We start from the raw sequence: 22,331 nt of genomic DNA on the forward strand, positions 1-22,331 counted from the left end.
GATGACACAGATGGCATTGGTGATCGACCTGAACGTGTGCGTGGGGTGCCACGCTTGCGTGACGAGTTGCAAGGAGTGGAACACGTCAGGCGAATCGGGCAGTCTCGCCGATATGAATCCATACGACGCGGATCCGTCCGGCACGTTCTTCAACCGGGTGCAGAGCTTTGAAGCCGGCAGTTTTCCCAACGCGGAGACGATCCATTTTCCGAAGTCGTGTCTGCACTGCGAGGATCCGCCGTGCGTGCCGGTCTGTCCGACCGGTGCAAGCTATAAGCGCAAGGAAGACGGGCTCGTGCTGGTGGATTTCGACCGCTGTATCGGCTGCAAGTATTGCGCGTGGGCGTGTCCGTACGGCGCGCGCGAACTCGACGAAAGCCGCAAGGAGATGACCAAGTGCACGCTGTGCGTCGATCGGATCCACGATGAAAATCTGTCCGAGCGCGATCGGCAGCCGGCCTGTGTGCTCGCTTGCCCGACTTCGGCGCGGCTGTTCGGCGATATTCACGATCCGGAATCGGTGGTGTCGAAGGCGATCGAGGAGCGCGGCGGCTATCAGTTGATGCCCGAGTGGAATACGCGGCCGGCGAATCACTATTTGCCGCGCGTGCCCACCGAGGCCGCGGGCTGCGGCAGTGGCTCGTGCTCGTGCAAATCGACGGGCTCGGTACAGGAACCGGAATCGCTCGATGCGCAATTCGAGCGCGGCGAGTTGCATCTTGCGTCGATGGCGACGCGCATCTAATCAACCCACAGGACCTCACGATGAATCCCGCATTCTCCGTGGTTTTTCTCACCACTTTGAGCGGCGCGGCGCAGGGTCTGCTGATCGCGCTCGTCGGTGTGGAAACTGCCGCGCATCTGGGCCTGCTCGCTTCGCCCTCCGGTGCGTTCTATATCACCGGCGCGGGGGTGTCGGTGGTGTTGGGCGGGCTCGGGTTGATCGCGTCGTTCTTCCATCTCGGTCATCCCGAACGCGCATGGCGCGCGATCGCCATGTGGCGCACGTCGTGGTTGTCGCGTGAATGTCTGTGCCTGCCGGCGTTTCTCGCCTGCGCGTTTTTATATGGCGTCGCGCATTGGTTCGCCTCGCCGTGGTCGCTCGCGATCGGCTGGCTCGGCGTGCTGGCGAGCGCCGTGCTGTTCGTCTGCACGGCGATGATCTATGCGTGCCTGCGCTTTCTGCAGGAGTGGGCCACGCCGCTCACGCTGGTGAATTTCGCGCTGCTCGGTTGCGCGTCAGGCTTCACGCTGGCGACGGCCTTGAGCGCGTGGTTCGCGCCTGAGTGGACAGCTGGACTCGCCGTCTGCGCATGTGTGCTGACGCTCGCCGGTTGCGCGAGCCGCTCGGCGTCGCTCATGCGCAACGCGCGCTTGCGGCCGAAGTCGACCGTGCAGAGCGCCACCGGCATTCACAATCCCAAGCTGGTGCAGGTGTCGCGCGGCTTTACCGCCGGTGCGTTCAATCTGCGCGAGTTCTTTCACGGCAAATCAGCCGGCACGCTGCGCAATGTCAAATGGGGCTTTCTCGCGACGGCGTTCGTCGCGCCGGTTTTGTTGATGGCGCTAGGCGCGAGCCTGCATTCGATTGGCGTTTCGCTCGGCTTGCTGGCCGCGGCGTGTCTTGTGCAATACGCGGGGCTGGTGGCGGAGCGGTGGTTTTTCTTTGCAGAGGCGAAGCATCCGCAGAATCTTTACTACGCGAGGGTAGGCTAAAAGAAGAGGCGCGCTTCACCCTATCAAGTGGACACAACGAACGCGGCCGCCAGAAATGGCGGCCGCGTCGTTTCTCTGTGCGTTCGCACATAAGATGAAACTACGAGCGCATTAAAACCAATTGCTACAGGGGAGCAATTCAGTACAAGTTGAAATTGAGGGCGTTCATAAGGGGAAATTTTCACCAGCCTCGAAGGTGCACCGTGCAGTCCGTATCTGCATTTAGACAGTTTAACTTGCAAGTCTAACTGTCTTGGTTTACGCTTCGCGCATGACCCGTGTCTCTGAATCCACTCCGCCGCTGGAAAACGTCGTCTCCGATCTGGCGCTGGCTGTCGGCCAGCTTCTGCGCCGGCTGCGCATCGCCAGCCCTGGCGACCTGAACCTGTCGCAGTCCAGCGTGCTCGCGCGGCTGGAACGTGAAGGCCCGATGACCACTGCGGCTCTCTCGCGCGCCGAATCGATGAAGCCTCAGTCCATGAAAACCATCCTCGCAAGCCTCGAAGAAGAGGCCTGCGTCGAGCGGGAACCGCATCCCACGGACGGCCGCCAGATTCTCTTCGCCATCACGCGCAAAGGGCTGAACGAACGCAAGCGGCGCACGGCGGCCAAACGCGAATGGCTGCTGGCGACGCTCGAACAGTTTGATCCTCAGGACGTCGCGACGCTCGCTGCGGCCATTCCGCTGATCAGGCGACTCGGCGATTCCACGCTTCCCTAGCCATTCTGGCTTCTCCCGCTTCCTTCGAAAGGACGAACCATGAGCTTCGTTGTAGCCTTCTTCGCGGGTGCCTTCCTGTGCAACGCGATGCCGCATCTGACCGCTGGTCTGCGCGGTGAAACGTTCCCGTCTCCGTTTTCGGAGCCCCATGGCAAGGGGCCATCGTCGCCGCTCGTCAACTTCCTGTGGGGCTTGCTGAATACACTGATCGGCCTGGCGCTAATGATTCACCACCCGTTCACACCCGGCTTCAATATCGATAGCGTGGCGCTGCTCGTCGGCGTGCTGGTCATGGGTGTGTTCGCATCGCTTCATTTCGGCCGCGCGCGTCGTGAAGGTCTGTTTTGAGCGCGACGCAGTGGGCTCGGCTCTCCGCTGGTCTGGAAGATCACCACCGCCGCCGTACTCGGTTCGCTGCTCGCGCAGCCCTACTGTCGGCAGCCGATGACATGTCTGGCGGCCAGCATGAAGTAGATTCTTTTACCGACAGAGACCGGGCCCATGAACGGCCGGACATGTTCGATGTGTGAGCGGCCGTTGGCGAGCCCGAAACAGTCGTGCGGAACCAGCGTTCCGCCGTGCCCGACCCGGAAGACCGGGCCGAAAAGTTCTAGCCGATAGCGGCGTTGTTTCCCCGCCTTTTTTGCACCATACAACGGGGAAACAAGAGGATCGTCCGCAAGGACGTGAGCGGCATGCACAGCGGCCGCTCACGGACCAGCACTTCAGTTAGGAATCGAGATGGACCTGAACGCCAGTCGATGTATAGATAGGCGTGACGGTGAAGCCGTCAACAGCGATAGTCGAAAACTTCACGTTCGAACCATTGCCGCTGATCAGGTTGATCGTATCGCCGACCTTAGGTGTGAAGCCGTTGACGAACTTCACATGCAGCGTTCCCCCAACAACCGTAGTCTGAGCGCCCACCTTCATCGAGCCTTGCCCATTCGCGCCGATATCGAGTTCCAGCGTCGTATTCGCAAGTTGCGTGTATTTGCCGACCACGGATACGACACCAGGCGCATGGATGACCACGGTGCCCGCGCCAAGGTAGACGTCCCCGGTGCCGAACGCGGTCGTCGAGTCCGCTTCGAGCGTACCGCCGCTGACCTGTGAGCCGCCGGAGAAGGTGTTAGCGCCAGCCAGCCTGAGCGTTCCGCTGCCCTGCACGGTCAGCTTGCCGGCTCCTGAGATCGGATTGCGCCACGTATCGGCTGCGTTGAAGCCGCCCTGGGTGGCGTCCATGGACACGATGACGTTGCCGTTGAATGCGCCGTAGCCATCCGCCGCTGCGAACATGTTCAAACGCCCCCAGCCTTCCGCATCGTCCATGACCGGGTAGCCGGACGGGAACTCGGTCGTCTTCAGCACGACCCGGCGCTGATCTGCGCTGAGATAGGGGAAACGAGTTTCAAGCAGCGTTTCTGCACCCTTCGGAACGACCGGCGCGGCATCGGTCGCCTCGATCTGCGAAAAGCCAAAAGTCATGCGACGCAAGTAATTGGACTGATTGGTCGCGTAGTCGGCAAAGCGGTCCGTTGAGGTTGTGCCCGAATGCGCGAAGGTAGAGAGCGCGGCACTCGTCGTGTTCGTCTGGGACATCAATGCACTTTGGGCCTGCGCATATGCCGAGGTTTTCAAGGAGGCATTTGCGGGGTTGTAGAGGTTGGCCGCCACTACGGCCAGGCCCTGCATCCGGCCACCGATTACGTCGAGTGGCGAATGCATGCCCGCGATGATTCGGTTTTCTCCTAATTCCATTGCGCGGCTCATCATTTCCTGGAAGCGCTGCGGAACTACGTAAGCCATGGCCATCGAGTCACGCATTGCTTCGGCGGTATGGCCGCTAATGAAGCCACCGTCTGTCGCGGGCGTGGCGCTTTCGGCCGGTACCAACGTGGGATCGACCACCACGGAACTGCTCCACCGGAACGGTCTGGCGTATTTATAAAAGCGCTTGGCGGGTTCCGTCGAACCGTTGGTGCTCATGGCATTGACAAAATCGACGACGGTGCCAAAAGTCGTGTTGGTCGGACGGCCAACGCCTGTGTTGTTGCCTGCGTCGCTGTACAGCGTCGTGGTAGCGTTGGCCGGGATGGAGGTGATCGTCGTGGTTTGCTGCGTGCTGCCTAGCCATGCGCTGGTCAATGGCCCCAAGCCGTCGGTCACACTGTATCCCTTGTTGCGGCGGTCGTCGAAATAAGCCGCATCGGCCTGCGCCTGTGTGCGGGAGACTGTTTCGTTGACGACGAACTGCGTGTTCTGGCCCAACACGGCGGCATTCAGGACCGTGCCGCAAGGCGTGCCCGAGTTAACGAGGCCTGAGCACGTGGAAGCGACCACGGCCGGGAATCCATCGACGGCCGGTGCCGAAGCGCCCGCGTCGACAACCATGGTCGACGGCTGCCACAGGTCGAGGAAACGAGCGACAACGCGTACGCCGGCATTTGTATCGAGTGTCGCGAAGTGGGCATCGTTTCGCTGGTTGGAGGCGGCATTGTCGACGAATGCAGGTACAGGAGGGATGGACGCACTGTCCACAAAACCTGGATCTGCCGGCGGGGCGGGCACGACGGCCGCATTACTTTGGACGTCATCACCGCTCCCGCAGGCACTCAGCGTCAGCAGGGTGCATAGGGCAATGAAACTGGATAGCGGGCGGGGGCGGGGGAATCGAAACAACATAGGCTTCCTGAGTCGGTGGCAAAAGAGTCAATGGGGACGGATCTTGGGCGATCTAAGTGAAGCCCCGATGACATTCAGAAAGGTTTGATGTTTTCAGAACGCGCAAAAGCATGGATTGCGGTTGCGGTTATCTGGAATCGTTGTGTGTTCTCTCCGTTCAAGCGAAGCCCTGACGCAGCGATCTTCAAAGCGATATAGCTTTGGAGCAGGTGTTATCCAAGACGGGGAAAATCCGAAATGGACATAAAACAGCGGCCATTCGCAAGATCCTGGCGAGGGACTCCTGAAGGTCGGGCTGCGCCAGTCCGCTCTTCAAACTCTTCACTGGAAAGCGGCCAGAGGATCAGCGGGCTCACGCCGCGTGCTCGCCCGCGCTAACTCGCTTGCTTACCGATGCGACCGACCCGGCGCAATGCTCCACATTGATTCTTGTCTACGACATGAGTCGCTGGGGCCGATTTCAGGACATTGATGATTCGGCGTTCTACGAATATCTATGCCGACGCCACGGGGTAAAAATAATTCATGTTGCCGAACCCTTTGAGGTCGACGCCAATCCGCTGTCGCCAGTGATGAAGATGCCCAAACGCATGGCTATTCGCTCTCCCACCAGCGTCAGATGTTTGGAAAGGGAAGTCAAATCTCCGTATTCCCGCTGTGCGACAATTATGTCCCGTGGCGCAAAACTGTCAGTAATTAAGACCGCTGCAAAATGGAGCCCTCAGATTGGTCCAAGGAGCCAAGCCAGGTGATCGATGAGAATGCCATATGCGTTGCCATGATAGCGCTCGATGAAAGCCGGGAACTCATCGTCACTGCGTGCAACGATCGATTCTTTCAGTTAACGGGGAGAGCGGACGCGGGTCTGCAAATTTTCCCCGTTGCATTCGATGCACTGCTTGCAAGTTCCGCGCCGCGCGGGTTCCGCAAGAAACTGCTCGCGTGTTTTGCGTCCGGGCGGCCGCCGGAGCCCGAGCAAACTCATGACTTTCGCGAGGGCAGCCAATGGTGGCGCTTTTCGCTCAAACCGATCAGGCACGGGGACGGCTCCAGCGCGCGCGAGGTGCTCGTTACCGGTTTCGACATGACTGCAAAGATCGATCGGCCGCAGGAGCCGGAAGTTGATGCTTCGCGTTATCGTGCTTTGGTCGATCTGGCTTACGACGCTATTGTCACGATGGACGAACAGCACAACATCACACTATTTAATCGCGCGGCTGAGAATCTTTTTGGTTTTTCGTCTGCCGAGGTGCTTGGCCGGCCAGTCGTAACTCTCTTGCCCGAAAGGTTTCGCACGCACCACCCACGGAAGGTGCAGCAGTTCGCGGACTCGTACCAGCCCATGCAGCGGCAGGCGACCCCGCCGCGTATGGATCAAAGCAACAGTGTGTACGGGCAGCATCGCGACGGATCGATAATACCGGTCGAAATCGCAGTCTCCAAGATCGAGAGGAACGGCGCGACCGAATTCATGGCGGTCGTCCGGGACATCAGCGATCGCGCCCGGCTAATGACGCTGCTAAAAGCGCAGGCTAAGACCGACGTGCTAACGGGTCTGCCGAATCGCCGTGAATTTCTGGAGTTCGTGGAGAGAGTACTTGCTACGAGCGATGGTTTATCAGTGTTCATTCTTGACGTTGATTTTTTTAAGGAGATCAACGATCGCCGTGGACACGATGCCGGTGATGAGGTCTTACGCGTGCTCGCCAAGGTCGGAACGTCAATGGCGGATGGGCCGGGTTTATTCGCCCGCTGGGGAGGTGAGGAGTTTGTCGCGGCCTTGCCTGGTGCGGATACACATCTTGCCTATGCGCTCGCGAATGAACTGCGGCGGCGCTACGAACGGCAGGATTTCGAGCACGCGTGGCATTCTGAGCCGATTCCATTTACCGTCAGCATCGGCGTGGCCACTCGTGAAGCCGGCGAGGTCGATGTTAACGCGTTAATGAAGCGTGCGGACCGTGCGCTCTATCGGGCAAAGCAATCCGGCCGTAATCGCGTCGAGATTGGATAGACGCCTGCATGGACCGGCAGTGATGCGGCAGCAACTCAGGAGTATCGTCTCCGAGATCCAGTTCTTCAGGGTTTGCCGGCAGTCAAGCTTGTACGTGCCGAACGACAGCGGCGTGACCGCGTAGTGAGGCCGTACGTGCGGATTCAGTCGGTGAGGCACTGAGCGCGCTTTCCGCGTAGTACCGGTTCGGTGCGGGAAAAACCCCGGTCATCACTTCAATCAGGAACGGACCGTTACGTCGGGACGCCTCGCTCAGCGCATCAGCCAGATCCTGAAGGCGCTCGACCCTGCGCGCGGCGACACCGAGCGAAGCCGCAAACGCCGCCCAATTATGGCTCGGCAGCCTGGTGAACCGCTCCGGAATGGAGCCTTTGCTGATCGCATCGATATGGACTGCGCCATGCGCCGAATTATTCAACACGATGTAAAGCATCTTGACGTCGTATCGGGCTGCGGTCTGGATCTCCATTCCGTGCATCAGCATGCACCCGTCTCCAGTCACTACGACGCATGGTTGTTCCGGGGCTGCAAGCTTGATGCCGATCCCGGCGGCGATTGCCCAACCCATCGGCGCGAGCGAACTGGAGGAAAAGTAATTGCCAATGCCCGACGAAAGCCAGTAATGAGCCATGAATATCCGGTGGGCGCCGGAATCAACCACGACGTTGGCGTCCTTCGGCATTAGTCGGCACAGTTGCTTGACGACGTCTCCTGTATAGAGCGATTCATCGCCATCCATGTCCCACGCGCCGGGTTGTTCGAATTTATCGTCGTACAGAGGGGTCTGGTTCACTTCGGCGGTCCATGCTTTTCTTCGTTCCAGAACGGTGTGAAAGTCGGCGCCCCAGTCAGCGAACATCTTTGAAAGCAGGCGGAATGTGGCACGAATCCCGGAGAACACGCGACCGCGCGCGACATGCCCCATGGCGGGCGCATCAAAGCTGTCGTCGAAGATGATCAACTCTTTCCCGGCAGGCAGCTTCTCTGTCCAGTTCATGCTGTCGCGCTGGTTCAGGTCGCTGCCGAATACGACGAGAACATCGAGTTCGTCCGAGTTGATGACGCGAACGGCCCGCGAGTGGCCCGCGAATCCGTACACGCCGAGCGAAAGGACATGATCTTCAGGAAACGCGCCTTTCCCCGATAGCGTAGTTGCAACAGGAATGCAAAATTTCTCGGCCACGTCGAGTAAGGCCTTTGCAGTTTCCGGGTCATTGCCGCGACTGCCGATCAGAAACGCGACTCGCTTCGATGTGAGCAAATACTGGTCGCATAAGGCATGCAATGCTGCATGGTTTGCGGGGACCCCGGATGCATTGAACTCGCCATGGTCGTAAGGTTGTCGCGATACTTCCTGACCGGGCAGAGCTTCCTGCTGCTGAACGTCGACAGGAATGCTGACGAAAGACTGCGCTCGACGCATCCAGTTCAGCCCATCCATCGCGCGCCGCATTTCGGCTTGAAGATTGTCCTTGTTCTTCAGCTCGACCACATTTTCCACCAGACTCTTTACGACGCCGCTTTCGAAAATGCCGCTCAGCGTAGCGTCCTGGAACGCGCCTTTGCCTTCCGCTCGCGACGAGACACCGCCGGCAATGTAGAGCATGGGAATCCGGTCTGCATGGGCGGCCGCCATGCCGGGCACGAAATTCATGGTGCCTGGTCCGGAGATGCCGACGCAGACACCGAACTTCCGGCTGGCCCGCGCATAACCGTCAGCCATGAAAGCACTGCTGGTCTCATGTGCGCAAACAATTCCGCGGATCGACGGCGACTTGTCGATTGCATCCAGCAGGGGATAAATCATCTTCCCCGGCACCAGGAATACGTGGTCGATTTTCGCGGCTTCCAACGACTTCACGACCGATTTCGATACGTTTAGTGGGGCGCGTGATTCCATATTCTTGAGTACGATCCGAGCAGAAACCTTTAATCGGATCTCACTATCCCTCATCCGGTCACCGCGTGTGGCCTCGAAGAAGCAACGCGATCAAGCCGGACACAACCGGCATCTGGAGACAGCGAGACGGCTTGAACGCGCTGCACAGCGGCTGCAGTCGCGTCTCGTGCTGTTTCATCGAGCCCGCTTGCAGCGGCCCCGTGTCTCCATCCGTGAGTACTCTTCCTGTGCTGCAACGTCGCTCGCGTGCATTGCCTCAATGACAAAGCCGGAGCGACCAGACGTTATTCACGCTATCGCACGCGTGAGTCCAGTGCTGCGGTGTGTTCAGCCACCGCTTGTCGTGCAACCATGTGCTGACCTGTTCAGAATGTCTGCCAGTCGGCAGCCTGTGCGGTGTTGGCCGCTACTTCGGTGCTGCCGCCGGCTACAAGGCGTGGCGCCGCCGCGGGTTTCGTCAATCTCGCGGGGGATGACGTATGAACCTTCGACGGCGCGCGCTGTGTTTCCTTCGAGGGCGCATTCGCTGGTGACAGAGAGACTTGCCTATCGTCGACCTTGAAGAAGGCGACCGCTGCGCGCAGGTCCTTCGCCTGCTGTGCCATCGCCTGCGTTGCCGCCGAAGCTTCTTCCACCAGCGCGGCATTCTGCTGGGTAACCTGGTCCATCTGATTGACCGCCTGGTTGACCTGTTCGATGCCGGTGCTCTGTTCTTGCGACGCCGATGAGATTTCGCCGACGATGTCGGTGACGCGTTTCACCGATGCGACGATCTCATTGATCGTGCCGCCCGCCTGTTCGACAAGGGTTGAGCCCACCTCGAACCGGCTGACCGAATCGGCAATCAAGTCCTTGATTTCCTTTGCCGCGCTGGCACTGCGCTGCGCGAGCGCGCGGACTTCTCCGGCCACGACTGCAAATCCACGTCCCTGTTCGCCGGCACGAGCCGCCTCGACCGCTGCGTTGAGCGCAAGGATATTGGTCTGGAATGCAATACCCTCGATCACGCCGATGATCTCGGACATTTTGGCCGAACTGCCGGAGATCTCGCGCATCGTATCGACCACCCGCCCGACGACCTCGCCGCCTTGCTGCGCGATGCCGGAGGCGGTGCCGGCGAGCGTTGCCGCCTGCTTCGCGTTGTCCGTGTTGTGACGCACTGCAGCGGTCAGTTCTTCGATGCTCGAAGCGGTTTCTTCGAGCGATGCTGCCTGCTCCTCGGTGCGGCTCGACAGATCCAGGTTCCCCTGCGCAATCTGCACGCTCGCCGTGGCCACCCCTTCGGCGCTTTCGCGGACCTCTGCCACGACGCGCGATAGCGCGTCACGCATCGCCTTCAGCGATGCCATGAGGCTGTTCATGTCGCCGCGCCGTAGATCGATGCTTACGCTGAGATCGCCGGCTGCCACGCTTTTTGCCAGATTGGCGGCTGTCGCCGGCTCGCCTCCCAACTGCCGTGTCAAACTGCGTGCCATCCAGACGCCGATTCCCGCACCGATCAACATCGACAACGCCACCAGAACCAGCATCAGATTGCGGCCTTCCTCGTACACCTGATCGTTGGATCCGGCCGTCGTTTGTGCATCGGCCTGTTTCACATCGACGAGCGTGCCCATCAGGACTAGCGTCTTGAATCCCTTCTCGTGGTATTCGCCCAACAGATAGGAAGTCAGCGCAGCTTGATCCTGCAGCCCCGCAGCGCTGATCCGGCCTTTCATTTCATTGAAAGCCTCTATGTAGTCGTGCCAGCTTTGATCGAGCTCGGCAAACGTGGCTTTGCCTTTCTCGGTATAGACGAGGGGTTCGGCTTGATTGAGGTGTTCGCGCGCCGAGGTCAAAGCTTTTTCGGCCTGAGCAATAGAGGCAGTCCGCTGCTCGGCCGTGGCGGCCAGAATGGCGTTGCGTAGATATGTGCCGGCTCGCAGCACATCGGCGTTCGCTTGCTGGATCCGGTTAAGCCCCACGAGATCCAATCGATAGCTCATATCCGCGTTCGCGTTAATCTGGCCCATGCTGCGAACACCGATCACGCTGACGATAGCGCTGATCACCGATACCAGGATGAAGGCGCTGATCAGTTTGGTGCCCAGTTTCATATTGCCAATATTCATAGCTAGCTTCGTCGACGTGAAAGAAACCTGAACAGGTGAAGATCGTCCGGCCGTCCCTCCCAAGGTGAGGTGGGTGGGCAGCGTGTGCGACATGTGGTTCATGTAGGGAGTTAACGGCAGCATGAATTTATTCTTCATACAAATTCACGTTTACGCGTAAATTTTCTTTCCGCCGGCCTTCAAGTTAACTTTTTGTAATGTTTCGGGGCGAAGCGAGGCGCGACGGCCGTGCGTCTGGACGCGGGCTATCGAGTGGTGTGTCGTCCAGCATGGGCGGCAACGGTGATACCGGGGTGAGATGGAAGCCGATTTAAAAGCGCCCGCCTGCGTAGCAGGCGGGCGCGGGACGGACATTCGCTTGAACATTGCACGAAATGCAACATTTCATTTTATGCGGTCGATATTTCATTTTATGGTGCGCCCCACAGTTCTCAGCGGACAGCACCTCGCACCCTCTCTACCCGCACGCACCCACCTCGCCACAGGCAGTGCAAAAGTCGCAGCCATCCTTGCGAATCACCGCATTCGCCCCGCACGACCCGCACTTGCGCCCGAGCATCGTATGCAGGCCTTGCGCGCCGCCCGGCTGCGTCAACGCGAGAGCGTCGGCATCAGTCTCAACGGGATGCGGACGAATGCCGAAATCCGCCGGCAATGCGGTCTCAGCCCGCATTTGTCCGCGCGGCAAACGCGCCAGCATGCGCGAGGGCACCTGGTTACCTTCGGCATCGAGAAAGCCGCGCCGGTGCAGAATCTGCTGGATCGCGAAGGCGAGGGCGGCCACTTCCGAATCGTGCCAGCGTGGCGCGCGATGTCCGTCGAGGCGCTGCACGTCGCCGAGCCGCACTTGCCCGCGATCCCACGAAACCTTGCGCATGTCTTGCAGATTGCGCGCGACGAAACCACCGCGCGCCGCCAGCGACAGCGAGCGCATCGTCGCCGTGATCCATTGCTGCGATTCGTCGCGCTGACCCGTCGGAATGAAGAACTCGATAGGCCGTTCGATGGTGACGTCTTCGCCACCGAGCCGCCCCGTGACCTCGATGAACGATACCGCTACGTAAAGCGACTTCTTGCCCAACTGCGTCAGATATTCGACCTTCTCGATGATCGCGGGCAACTCGCCCCTGGGCCGATGATCGATCGCGATACGCAGCGGATCGAGATCGCTCTCGGTCAGCGTGTCGTCGGCTTGCGGGGGGCTCACGCTCAGCACCGCGCCGAGCGTTTCGTTCGGACGATAGGTGGCGAGACCCTTTAGGCCGTTTTTCCACGCATCGAAGTAGAGGCTTTCGAACGCTTCGAACGGATAGTCGGCGGGCACGTTCACCGTCTTCGAGATCGACGTGTCCACATACGGCTGCACAGCCGCCATCATGTCGAGATGGTCGCGTGCGGACATCTCCAGTGCGCTGACGAAATAATCCGGCAGCTTGCTCGTGTCGCCGCCTAGCTCGCGATAAAGCCGATACGCGTAGTCTTCGACATCGAAGGATTCGCGCCCGCCGTCGGCCATTACCTTCATGCGCGTATAAGTCCACGAGAAGGCCGGCTCGATGCCGTTCGACGCGTTGTCCGCGAAGGCGAGGCTTACCGTGCCGGTCGGCGCGATGGAGAGCAGATGGCTGTTGCGAATGCCATCGCGACGGATGGCCTCTTTGATGTCCTCAGGCAAGCGCGAGGCGAACGTGCCGGCTTCCAGATAACGCGCCGCATCGAAAAGCGGAAACGCGCCGCGCTCGCGCGCCAGGTCCACGGACGCGCGATACGCCTCGTCACGCATCACTTGCGCGATGCGCACGGCGAAGTCGCGGCCTTCCTGCGAGTTGTAGCGCAAGCCGAGCATGACGAGCGTATCGCCGAGGCCGGTAAAGCCCACGCCGATGCGCCGCTTGGCGCGCGACTCGTCGTATTGCTGCTGCAGCGGCCACAGCGTGACGTCGAGCACGTTGTCCAGAAAGCGCACCTGCGTGCGCGTGCGTCGGGCGAGGCCGTCCCAGTCGAACGAAGGCTTGCGGCCTTTCATCTGCGCGAACGGGTCGATCACGAAGCGCGTGAGGTTCAGCGGCCCGAGATTGCAGCAGCCGTACGCCGGCAGTGGTTGCTCGCCGCACGGATTGGTGGCGCGGATGGTTTCGACGGCGCGCAGATTGTTGTCATCGTTCATGCGCGAGATGAACACGATGCCGGGTTCCGCGACGTCGTAAGTGGAGCGCATGATGCGATCCCAGATCGCGCGCGCTGGGCGTTCGCTGTAGACCCACAGGCCGTCTTCGCGTTGCCGCACGTCGTCGGCCGCGCGCTGGGCGGGCGAGGGTTCGGCGCGATGCACGAGTTGCCAGGGCTGGTCTTCCTCGACGGCGCGCATGAACTCATCGGTCACGCCGACCGAGACGTTGAAGTTGTTCCAGCGCCCTTTCGAATGCTTGGCCTCGATGAACTCCAGCAGGTCGGGGTGGTCGCAGTCGAGCACGGCCATCTGCGCGCCACGCCGCGACCCGGCGCTCTCCACCGTGCGGCACGACGCATCGAACACATCCATATAACTGCAGGGACCGGACGCCGACGAACTGGTGGTATGAACGCGCGCGCCTTTGGGACGGATCGCCGAGAAGTTGTAGCCGACTCCGCCGCCGCGGCGCATGGTTTCGGCCGCCTGCAGCAAGGCGACGTAAATGCCGGGCAGGCCTTGTTCGTCGACGCCCTGAATTGCGTCGCCCACGGGTTGCACGAAGCAATTGATCAGCGTGGCCGCAATGCCGGTGCCCGCCGCGCTCATGATGCGGCCGGCGCCGAGCGCGCCGTGCCGCAGGTTGTCGACGAACAGCGCCTCGACCGATTCGCGCAGCGCTTGCGGTTCGGCCTCGGCGACGCCGCGCGCGACCCGCTTGAATACGTCGTCGGCGGATTGCTCGTCGCCTTTCGCGTACTTTTCAAGCAGGACGTCCAGGGAGAATTGTTGCGGTGCGACGAGGGGAGCGGGAGGTACGGGGGGCGCGGGTGGCGCGATTGGCGTGCGGGTTTCCGGCGTGTCTTCGGCCATGGTATGCCCTCAATCGGCGCCGCACGGGGCACGGCGCGGTAGGTGAAGTGCGGGTCACGCTAGCGCCGCGCGTGGAGCGGGCAGGTGACTTGACGCAACGACGTCCACCTTAACGCACGTGGCGAGGGGCCGCAATCAGAGGGTGTTTTACCCACGGCGTGAAGCAGGTTGCGCGCGATGCGCGTGCCGCTATGTGGGTTGGGCCGCCGGGCGAATCGGGCGCGTCAGGCGCATTGGCAGAGCGCGCACGCGACGCCGGCAGGGATTGATGCGTTACGCCTCGACGCACTCCAGCAGTTCAGCGCAGATCATGGCGGAAGCATTCAGCGGCGCTGGCCGCTCGGCCGGTTTGAACACGGCGTCGCCACGGCGAATCTTGCGGCGCGATACTGCACACGTTCCTGACGTATGTGCCGACCTGCGCCGCCACCGCTGCTCGCCGTAGTGACATTTTCCCGGCTCGACCCAGCGAATCACGAGCGTCGTGTCCGAGCGCTCGAGAATTTCGATGCGGACGCCATGGGTACCGTCAAGGGGGATGGACTCTAAGGTCATCGTCGTCGGCTCCGTATGTGTGGTGTGCCGAATGTAGTCCCGCGCGCGCCGGATAGCCATTGTGCGGCGGTTGAAACACTGTTCTTCAAACAGCAACAATAAAATTTGACATTCGCGCTATCCCGAAAAGACGGGCCTTCGCGGGCCATTGTCATGCTGAATTTACGATAGGTCGGATTTTTGCAACGCAGTGTTGTACGTAGTGAGACAAGCGTACCGCCTGCAAGGGGGCGCCGGGGCTTCCTTTAAGATGTGGTTATTGATGAGCGACCGGGCAATGGCAGTGTAGCGGTTTTGCATTTTTCCGGTCGGCTCGCGCACACACGCCGAAGAAAGCCCCTGAGGGGCACCTTCGAAAAACCATAAGAGCTCACATGAATTCACGCCCGCCTGTCGCACCGCCTGAACCGCCTGAGGTGCCGGACTGCCTGAAGAAGCAGAACGCGGCCTCGCTCGTGCTGTACATCGGCCTGGTCTTGCTGGCGTTGTGGGTCGTGCGCGACTTCATCGCGGTGGTGGCATGGGCCGCCGTGCTTGCGATCGCGCTGTGGCCGCTGTTGCGCAGGGTCGAGCGCAACCGCTGGTTCTCCGGCCGCACGACGCTGATCGCAGCCGTGTTGACGCTGGCGATCGCGTTGCTGGTCGTGCTGCCGGTGGGCATCGGCATTGCCCAGGCGCTGCGCGAAGCGCATGACATGAGCGAGTGGTTCAAAGACGCGCAGGAAAACGGCATCCCGTTGCCCGATTTCATCCAGCATCTGCCGTTCGGCGCGCAGCAGGCTGCCGCGTGGTGGCAGGCCAATCTCGCTCAGCCGCTGCGGGGATCGGCGGCCATGAAAGGGCTGCACAGCACCACGGTGATGACGCTCGGCCGGCACTTCGGCGCGCGCGCGGCGCATGCCGTGGCAGTGTTCGGTTTCATGCTGATCACGCTGTTCGTGATTTTTCAGGCGGGACCGCGCCTGTCGGGCTCGCTGCTCAAAGGCATGCGGCGTGGCTTTGGCGAAGAGGGCGCGCAGCTTCTGCTACGCATGGCCACGGCGGTGCGCGGGACGGTGTCGGGACTGGTCGTGGTCGGACTCGGCGAGGGCGCGTTACTGGGCGTCGCCTATTTCGTGACGGGCTTGCCGCATGTCGCGCTGCTCGCGCTCGTTACCGCAGTCGCCGCCATGCTGCCGTTCTGCGCGCCGCTCACCTTCGGTCTCGCGGCCTTGTGGCTGGCCTCGCAAGGCTCGGTCGCGGCGGGTGTCGGCCTCGCCGTGTTCGGCTCGGTCGTGGTGTTCATCGCCGAGCACTTCGTGCGGCCGGTACTGATCGGCAACTCGACGCGTTTGCCGTTCCTGCTCGTGCTGTTCGGCATACTCGGCGGAGCGGAAACGTTCGGCCTGCTTGGCATCTTCATCGGTCCCGCGCTAATGACCGTGCTGATGGTGTTGTGGACCGACCTCGTGAGATAGTTGCACGAGTTTTACGGCCGCTGGTTTGACGGATGATCCAGCGGCGGCGGCTGCTGCTGCGGTTGCTGTTGGGGCTGCGACTTCACGCAACCGAGCGTGTATTTGAGCGCGGCGGGCAGCAGCGCGCTCCAGACGTCCCACGTATGACCGCCGTCGATTATGCGCAGCGCCGCCGGATTGCCCGCCAGCCGCAGGTGCGTATACAGCGACGACGCATCGGCCTGGATCGCGAGGTCGTCGTCCCCAGCGGCGATGAACATCGGCAGACGGGACGGCCGGCTCATGTAGCGGTCCCATTGCGCCGGATAGTTGAGTTCGTGCCAGATGTGCGCGTCGAATTCGCGCTCGCCGAACACACCGACGCGGCGCGCGGCCGACGCGCGCGGCGGCTCGTTTGGATAGATCGCGGGGCTGAGCAGCAGCGCGCCGCAGAAGCGCTCGGGTTGCGTCATCGCATAACGCAGCGCGCCGAAACCGCCCATGGAGACACCGCCGATCATCCGTGCGGCGCGTTGCGTCGAGACCGCATAGCGCGCCTCGATCTCGGGCAGCAGATCGTCGAAGAACGCGGTCTCCATCTTCTCCTTGCGATCGACGTACCAGTCCGTGCCGCCTTGCGGCATCACGATCACGACGGGCGGCATGTCCTTATGCTCGATTAATGCGTCGGCCGTGCTCTGCAGATGGCCTTGCGTGATCCAGTCGTTGGCGTCGCCGTTATTGCCGTGCAGGAGATACAGCACGGGCAGGCGGCCGGCGTCATGGCGATAGCCGGTCGGCAGATAGATCGTGTAGGCCCAATCGCGGCCGAGGGCGTCGGAATGGAAGCTGCGGCTGATCACGGTGCTGGCGAGCACCGGCGCGCTGATCGAGGCTGCGCAGAGCGCAACGAGGGCGGAACGTAGGAATAGACGCATGTCAGAGTAGGAGGCCGCCGCGCAGGTCGGGCGCGGCCGTCATGCTATCAGGATCGGCGGAACATTTTGACCGCTAGCGAACTCAGCGGACGATTGCATGGAACATGAGTGAGTGGGGGAGAAATGGCCCGGGACCGGCAGGCGGTGAGCCCGCGCCATTCCGCATGCATATCGCTCAGGGCGACGTGCGCAGCCGCCCGCCATACAACCGGCCGGCCAGGCGCTTGAGCGGCTCCGCGCCCAGCGCCACCGCGAACAGCGCGCCGATCGCGATCGCATCCGCGAGAAGTCCGAGCGGATAGTTCAGATAGCCGTCCGTCGCCGCGTACAACACGGAGTCGACGACGAGCGAGATCACTGCGCCGGCGATAAAGCACAGCAACCCTTTGCGGCCGATCACGCCGACCCAAGGGACCCATTGCGCGAGCTTTCTTGCCCAGCCGAGCTGAATCACATTGGCGACGAGCCATGCGACGGCGAGAAAATTGACAGCCCGCAGATAGGAGAGGTTTTGCTTGAGGCTGGCATCGAGCGGCTCGTGCTCGATAAACAGCTTGTAGTAAGCGGCGGCCGCGACCACGGCGAACGCCAGCAGGCTGACGAGCCAGCTCAGACGGTGTGCGCTCACGCGTTGATAAACCGGCTGGCAACGCGCCAGCACGCCGAGCACGAACAGCAACTGCCATGCGAACGGATTGAAATCCCAGTGCATGTCCGGCGCGGCGGGCAGGTAGGCGTCGATGGCCGGCGCGCCGGCCCACAACGCGACGCTGCCGGCCAGCAGCAGCCACGGCTTGCTGCGCGCGAGCGGCAGGATCATCGGCACCAGCAGCGCGAAGAACGCGTACATGGGCAGCACCGAAGCCAGATACGGCTGGCGGCGGAACAGCAGGATGTCGCCGAGCGCCGCGAGCGGGGTGTCCATCAGATCGTCGAGATCCGTGGTGGCGAGATTTGGCCCGTCGATGCTGAACGCGCTGAGCGCGGCGCTGACCAGCAGCATCAGCGCGGCGGTGACGAGGAATGCCCGGTAGATTTCCAGCGAGCGCCGCAGGAAGCGGCTGCGCGCGATCGTCTCGTTGCGCCGTTCGGCCAGCGCCGCGTAAGCTGTGGCGGTCGCAAAGCCGCCGAGGAACACGAACACCTCGGCGGCATCGCATAGTGCGTAGGCGTGCAGCGTGACGCGCGACAGAATGCTGCCGCCGATGTGGTCGACGACGATGATCAGAAGGACCAGCCCCCGAAAAAAATCGAGTTCGATCAGGCGGGATTGCGACTTTTGCATTGTGTTCGCCAAAAGCAAACCCCGTGCGACGGCGCGCTGGTTCAGCGCGGCAGGCGTCTCACAAGGCTTTTAGAAATTGGATTGGGATGCCGGGGCGGATACGCGACCCGCGTCGCCGCTGTCCAACCGGCCGGACGCGGCACGGTTGCAGGAGGCGATAAAAGTGACCCGGGTGGCGGCGCGGAGTTCCGCTGCGCCGCCGCAAGAAGTTCGCGATTATATTTCTTTTCGTGACAAATCGGCTTGAGACAGGGCAAGGCGGCCCGCGCGGTGCGGGCGCGCCGCCGGTGTCAAGTCCGTGTGGCGTTGCGCCGTTTACCTCAATGAGCGCCGCGACAACAGGGCCCGCCGCACCAAGTGGAGATTTTGCAACGTTTTTAGATATCGACACGACACCCAATGGACGGCGGCCTAACGGCGTGTGAGGATTTCTGTAAAGCGCGTCGAGGTCGGTGCAGCACCGTGCGAGGCGCGAAGAACAAGCGGCCGGATCGAGTTGTCCCATTGCTCGAGTGCAGGGAGATCGTCATGAACAAGCAAGTGTTCGCGCTAGCTGTCTCCACCGCCATGTCCGCCGCTTTCGCCGCGCCCGCCCTGGCGCAGACGAGCGTCACGCTGTATGGCGTGCTCGACGAAGGCATCAACTACACCAACAATGTCGGCCGCGGCCATGTCTATGAACTGGCGAGCGGCTTTGCGCAAGGCAGCCGCTGGGGGCTGAAAGGCGCCGAGGACCTGGGCGGCGGCCTGAAGGCGATCTTCCAGCTGGAAAACGGTTTCGACGTGAGTTCCGGGCGGCTCAATCAGGGCGGCCGCATGTTCGGCCGCCAGGCCTTCGTCGGCTTGAGCGCGAACCGGTTCGGTACGTTGACGTTCGGCCGCCAGTACGATTCGGTGGTCGACTATCTGGCCCAGACCACGGCGAACGGCAACTGGGCCGGCTCGCTCTTCTCGCACCCGTACGACAACGACAATACGGACAACTCGTTCAGGCTCGACAACTCGGTCAAGTACACGAGTCCGTCGCTGTCCGGCTTCCAGTTCGGCGGCGTGTATAGCTTCAGTAACGACACAAACTTCGCTAACAATCGCGCGTACAGTTTCGGCGGCCAGTATACGTATGGCGGCCTGCTGGTGGCCGCGGCCTATCTGCAGGCCGACAATCCCGGCAATGGCGCGAACGGTGCGATCACGGCGAACGACGCCAGTTTCATCGCCGCCCGCATGCGCGTGTTCGGCGGCGGCATCACTTACACATTCGGGCCGGCGACAGCCGGCTTCGTCTATACCAATTCGAACTATCTGGACCCGACCGGCAACGGCTATCTCGGCGTGACGCCGCTCGTGCCGCCGGGCGTATTGCTGAACTCGCTGAAGTATCAGAACTTCGAGGTGAACGGCAAGTATCAGATTTCGCCGATGCTGTTCGTCGGCGCGCAGTACGTGTACACGATGGAAACCTACGACGCCTCGACCGGCGGCGTGAAGCCGAAAATTCACTCGTTCGGTTTGATGGCGGATTACAACCTGTCCAAACGCACCGATGTCTACATCCAGGGCCAGTATCAGCAGGTGACCGGCGACACGACCTATTCGATTCTGGACGATGCCTTCAACGTCGGCACGCAATCGCCGTCATCGACCTCGAAGCAGGTCGTGGTGCGCGCGGCGATCCGGCATAAGTTCTGATTTCACCTTGCCTGACCGTACCGCGCGGGCGTCCTGGCGCCGATAACTCCGCCACCCAGTCGACGAAAATCCGCACGCGCGGCGCCAGATGCCGGCCATGGGGAAATACCACCGACACCGGCAGCGGCGGCGCTCTCCAGTCCTTCAGCACTTCGACGAGCTCACCGCTCTCGAACAGCAGCGCATCCACGCCGCCGACCGGCCCCTGAATCATGCCGAGTCCGGCGAGGCAACAGCCGATATAGGCATGCGCGCTGTTGACCGAGACGGCGCTGCGCATTGCCACCGTCTTCAGTTCGCCTTGTTCCAGATATTCCCAGTCAAGATCGCGCCCGCTGCGGCTGGAGAAAAAACCGACCGCGACATGCTCGTCCAGATCGGCGGGCGTACGCGGCAGGCCATGTTTCTCGATGTAGCCGCGCGACGCGCAATTGAACTGCTCGAACTCGCCGATGCGCCGCGCGACCAGCGTCGTGTCGCTCATGCTGCCGACCCGCACCGCGCAATCGACGCCGTCCTCGATCAGATCGATCATGCGGTCGGTCGCGCTCAGCACGACGCGAATGTCCGGATAGCGCGCGAAGAAATCCGGCAGCGCGGGAATCACCACGTGCAACGCCAGCCGCTCCGGCAAGTCGACGCGGATCACACCGCGCGGGCCGGTGGTGACATCGGCGAAGAGCGCCTCGGCGTCGTCGATATCGGCTAGCACCTGGACGCAGCGCTCGTGATAAGCGGCGCCTTCGGGCGTGAGCGCGACGCGCCGCGTGGTGCGCTGAAGCAGCCGCACGCGCAGATGGCTTTCCAGGTATTGGATCGCGTTGCTCACGGTGGGGCGCGGCAGCTGCATCTGCTCGGCGGCCTTGGTGAAGCTGCCGAGTTGCGCGACGCGCGCGAAGATTTTCATGGCCTGCAAGTGATCCATCGACGATGCTCTCCGTCTGAGCCCGCTCGGGCCGGGTTCGGTGGCTTTCCATTGTGCCGATTGTTAACCGTTTTCGACCAATCTGATCGAGCGGCGCGCCTTTATCGCTAGGCGGGCCAGGCGCAGAATGCCGTTCAGAGTTGGCGAACGCGCCTGTAAGCGCGGCTTCAGGCGCGGCTGCAAGCGCACCTTCAGACACGCCGGTTCGCCGTCATCCTCAACGCGATCAAACGACTTCGGGAAGGCACGCAATGAATACACGTCAACTGGGCCAGCAAGGCCCGCGAGTTTCCGCCATCGGCCTCGGCTGCACGGGCATGTCCGATCTATACGGTCCGGCCGACCGCGACGAAGGCATCGCCACGATTCACGCGGCGCTCGACGCCGGCATCACGCTGCTCGACACGGGCGACTTCTACGGCATGGGCCACAACGAAATGCTGATCCGCGACGCGCTGCAAGGGCGTCAGCGCGAGAACGTGGTGGTCAGCGTGAAATTCGGCGGAATGCGTGATCCGGCCGGCGGCTGGATCGGCTTCGACGCGCGGCCGGTGGCGGTGCGCAATTTCCTCGCTTACACGCTGCGGCGGCTCGGCACCGACTATATCGACATTTACCGTCCCGCGCGACTCGACCCGGCGGTGCCGGTCGAGGAGACCGTCGGCGCTATCGCCGATCTGGTGAAGGAAGGCTACGTGCGTCAGATCGGTTTGTCGGAAGTCGGCGCGCACACGCTGCGCCGGGCGCGGGCCGTCGCGCCGATTGCGGATCTGCAAATCGAATATTCGCTGATGTCGCGTGGCATTGAGGCCGAAATCTTGCCGGTGTGCCGTGAACTCGGCATCGGCATCACGGCGTACGGCGTGTTGTCGCGTGGTTTGCTGAGCGGCGCGTGGTCGAAAGAGCGCGGCGCGCAGAAGGATTTTCGCAGCGTGAGCCCGCGCTTTCAGGGCGAGAACCTCGAGCGCAATCTCGCGTTGGTCGAAACGTTGCGCGGGATCGCCGACGCGCGCGGCACCAGTCCGGCGCAACTGGCAATCGCGTGGGCGCTGTCACGCGGCGACGACATCGTGCCGCTGGTCGGCGCACGGCGCCGCGGCCAGTTGACGGATGCGCTCGCCGCCACCGGCTTGAAACTGGGCGCCGACGAACTGGCCCGCATCGAAGCGGCGATTCCGCCTGACGCCGTGGCGGGCTCGCGCTACAACGAAGTGCAGATGGCGCATCTGGACAGCGAACGCAGCGGGCATTGATCGGCTAATCGATCAGCCAGCAGTGGGAAAAGGGAAGAGGTAAAACGAATCGCGCGCCTT

General features: G+C 61.9%; 16 protein-coding genes. 8 read left to right on the top strand and 8 right to left on the bottom strand.

From position 1 onward, the window contains the following. The first annotated feature begins 1 nt into the window (after position 1). The 4 genes from B0G71_RS22405 (at position 2) to B0G71_RS22420 (ending at position 2,785) form a co-directional block, all read left to right on the top strand. Entirely contained in the window at positions 2-745 is a 744-nt protein-coding gene (locus B0G71_RS22405; RefSeq protein WP_106280742.1) for a 4Fe-4S dicluster domain-containing protein, read from the top strand. A gap of 20 nt (positions 746-765) precedes the next feature. Beyond that, complete coding sequence (locus B0G71_RS22410; protein WP_116144241.1) at positions 766-1,716, top strand: DmsC/YnfH family molybdoenzyme membrane anchor subunit; 951 nt, start codon at positions 766-768, stop codon at positions 1,714-1,716. A 271-nt stretch (positions 1,717-1,987) separates the two neighbouring features. Then, positions 1,988-2,437 carry a MarR family winged helix-turn-helix transcriptional regulator gene (locus B0G71_RS22415; protein ID WP_116144243.1) on the top strand — a complete coding sequence of 150 codons (450 nt, stop codon included), beginning with the start codon at positions 1,988-1,990 and terminating at the stop codon, positions 2,435-2,437. Positions 2,438-2,476: 39 nt separating this feature from the next. Beyond that, positions 2,477-2,785, top strand: coding sequence for a hypothetical protein (locus tag B0G71_RS22420; protein ID WP_116144245.1), 309 nt, complete (start codon positions 2,477-2,479; stop codon positions 2,783-2,785). A 381-nt stretch (positions 2,786-3,166) separates the two neighbouring features. Here the strand turns inward: B0G71_RS22420 and B0G71_RS22425 are convergent, their stop codons facing one another. Further along, positions 3,167-5,122, bottom strand: a complete 1,956-nt coding sequence (locus B0G71_RS22425; RefSeq protein ID WP_181916809.1) for a phosphatase PAP2 family protein — start codon at positions 5,120-5,122, stop codon at positions 3,167-3,169. A gap of 712 nt (positions 5,123-5,834) precedes the next feature. On the opposite strand from B0G71_RS22425, the gene B0G71_RS22430 reads away from it, so the two are divergent. Continuing rightward, the gene (locus B0G71_RS22430) at positions 5,835-7,136 is read left to right on the top strand and encodes a diguanylate cyclase (protein WP_116144249.1); all 1,302 of its coding nucleotides are present in this window, start codon (positions 5,835-5,837) and stop codon (positions 7,134-7,136) included. Positions 7,137-7,218: 82 nt separating this feature from the next. Here B0G71_RS22430 and B0G71_RS22435 read toward each other — a convergent pair whose 3' ends face one another. The 4 genes from B0G71_RS22435 to B0G71_RS22450 all read right to left on the bottom strand — a co-directional run bounded on the left by B0G71_RS22435 (position 7,219) and on the right by B0G71_RS22450 (position 14,745). Further along, positions 7,219-9,090, bottom strand: a complete 1,872-nt coding sequence (locus tag B0G71_RS22435) for a thiamine pyrophosphate-binding protein (protein ID WP_309546263.1) — start codon at positions 9,088-9,090, stop codon at positions 7,219-7,221. A 311-nt stretch (positions 9,091-9,401) separates the two neighbouring features. After that, positions 9,402-11,147 (bottom strand): methyl-accepting chemotaxis protein, encoded by a 1,746-nt coding sequence (locus tag B0G71_RS22440; RefSeq protein WP_116144251.1) that lies wholly within the window; start codon positions 11,145-11,147, stop codon positions 9,402-9,404. A gap of 457 nt (positions 11,148-11,604) precedes the next feature. Further along, the gene (locus tag B0G71_RS22445; RefSeq protein ID WP_116144253.1) at positions 11,605-14,190 is read right to left on the bottom strand and encodes an adenosylcobalamin-dependent ribonucleoside-diphosphate reductase; all 2,586 of its coding nucleotides are present in this window, start codon (positions 14,188-14,190) and stop codon (positions 11,605-11,607) included. 273 nt (positions 14,191-14,463) lie between these two features. Continuing rightward, positions 14,464-14,745, bottom strand: a complete 282-nt coding sequence (locus tag B0G71_RS22450) for a DUF3331 domain-containing protein (RefSeq protein WP_012426819.1) — start codon at positions 14,743-14,745, stop codon at positions 14,464-14,466. 374 nt (positions 14,746-15,119) lie between these two features. On the opposite strand from B0G71_RS22450, the gene B0G71_RS22455 reads away from it, so the two are divergent. Then, the gene (locus B0G71_RS22455) at positions 15,120-16,202 is read left to right on the top strand and encodes an AI-2E family transporter (protein ID WP_116144255.1); all 1,083 of its coding nucleotides are present in this window, start codon (positions 15,120-15,122) and stop codon (positions 16,200-16,202) included. Between the two features lie 11 nt (positions 16,203-16,213). Here B0G71_RS22455 and B0G71_RS22460 read toward each other — a convergent pair whose 3' ends face one another. Together B0G71_RS22460 and B0G71_RS22465 are read right to left on the bottom strand one after the other, a co-directional pair. Next, on the bottom strand, positions 16,214-17,119 hold the full coding sequence (locus B0G71_RS22460; RefSeq protein ID WP_116144257.1) for an alpha/beta hydrolase family protein: 906 nt from the start codon (positions 17,117-17,119) through the stop codon (positions 16,214-16,216). A gap of 175 nt (positions 17,120-17,294) precedes the next feature. Then, positions 17,295-18,404 (bottom strand): OpgC domain-containing protein, encoded by a 1,110-nt coding sequence (locus tag B0G71_RS22465; RefSeq protein ID WP_116144259.1) that lies wholly within the window; start codon positions 18,402-18,404, stop codon positions 17,295-17,297. Between the two features lie 528 nt (positions 18,405-18,932). Here B0G71_RS22465 and B0G71_RS22470 point away from each other — a divergent pair. Next, a complete protein-coding gene (locus B0G71_RS22470; RefSeq protein WP_116144261.1) occupies positions 18,933-20,093 on the top strand; it encodes a porin in 1,161 nt (386 codons plus the stop codon). On the opposite strand, the gene B0G71_RS22475 is transcribed toward B0G71_RS22470, so the two are convergent. Then, positions 20,017-21,018, bottom strand: coding sequence for a LysR family transcriptional regulator (locus B0G71_RS22475; protein ID WP_116144263.1), 1,002 nt, complete (start codon positions 21,016-21,018; stop codon positions 20,017-20,019). The genes B0G71_RS22470 and B0G71_RS22475 overlap by 77 nt on opposite strands. Before the next feature lie 251 nt (positions 21,019-21,269). On the opposite strand from B0G71_RS22475, the gene B0G71_RS22485 reads away from it, so the two are divergent. Further along, positions 21,270-22,271 (top strand): aldo/keto reductase, encoded by a 1,002-nt coding sequence (locus B0G71_RS22485; protein ID WP_116144267.1) that lies wholly within the window; start codon positions 21,270-21,272, stop codon positions 22,269-22,271. The last annotated feature ends 60 nt before the right edge of the window (positions 22,272-22,331 follow it).

Source organism: Paraburkholderia sp. BL27I4N3, assembly GCF_003386115.1.
Classification (GTDB): Bacteria; Pseudomonadota; Gammaproteobacteria; order Burkholderiales; family Burkholderiaceae; genus Paraburkholderia.

Bases quoted from the DNA above. Each gene is read 5' to 3' on its own strand.
- B0G71_RS22465 (WP_116144259.1), bottom strand. From the start codon at position 18,404: ATGCAAAAGTCGCAATCCCGCCTGATCGAACTCGATTTTTTTCGGGGG.
- B0G71_RS22430 (WP_116144249.1), top strand. From the start codon at position 5,835: ATGGAGCCCTCAGATTGGTCCAAGGAGCCAAGCCAGGTGATCGATGAG.
- B0G71_RS22445 (WP_116144253.1), bottom strand. From the start codon at position 14,190: ATGGCCGAAGACACGCCGGAAACCCGCACGCCAATCGCGCCACCCGCG.
- B0G71_RS22405 (WP_106280742.1), top strand. From the start codon at position 2: ATGACACAGATGGCATTGGTGATCGACCTGAACGTGTGCGTGGGGTGC.
- B0G71_RS22415 (WP_116144243.1), top strand. From the start codon at position 1,988: ATGACCCGTGTCTCTGAATCCACTCCGCCGCTGGAAAACGTCGTCTCC.
- B0G71_RS22440 (WP_116144251.1), bottom strand. From the start codon at position 11,147: ATGAATATTGGCAATATGAAACTGGGCACCAAACTGATCAGCGCCTTC.
- B0G71_RS22425 (WP_181916809.1), bottom strand. From the start codon at position 5,122: ATGTTGTTTCGATTCCCCCGCCCCCGCCCGCTATCCAGTTTCATTGCC.
- B0G71_RS22435 (WP_309546263.1), bottom strand. From the start codon at position 9,090: ATGAGGGATAGTGAGATCCGATTAAAGGTTTCTGCTCGGATCGTACTC.
- B0G71_RS22470 (WP_116144261.1), top strand. From the start codon at position 18,933: ATGAACAAGCAAGTGTTCGCGCTAGCTGTCTCCACCGCCATGTCCGCC.
- B0G71_RS22485 (WP_116144267.1), top strand. From the start codon at position 21,270: ATGAATACACGTCAACTGGGCCAGCAAGGCCCGCGAGTTTCCGCCATC.
- B0G71_RS22460 (WP_116144257.1), bottom strand. From the start codon at position 17,119: ATGCGTCTATTCCTACGTTCCGCCCTCGTTGCGCTCTGCGCAGCCTCG.
- B0G71_RS22455 (WP_116144255.1), top strand. From the start codon at position 15,120: ATGAATTCACGCCCGCCTGTCGCACCGCCTGAACCGCCTGAGGTGCCG.
- B0G71_RS22450 (WP_012426819.1), bottom strand. From the start codon at position 14,745: ATGACCTTAGAGTCCATCCCCCTTGACGGTACCCATGGCGTCCGCATC.
- B0G71_RS22420 (WP_116144245.1), top strand. From the start codon at position 2,477: ATGAGCTTCGTTGTAGCCTTCTTCGCGGGTGCCTTCCTGTGCAACGCG.
- B0G71_RS22475 (WP_116144263.1), bottom strand. From the start codon at position 21,018: ATGGATCACTTGCAGGCCATGAAAATCTTCGCGCGCGTCGCGCAACTC.
- B0G71_RS22410 (WP_116144241.1), top strand. From the start codon at position 766: ATGAATCCCGCATTCTCCGTGGTTTTTCTCACCACTTTGAGCGGCGCG.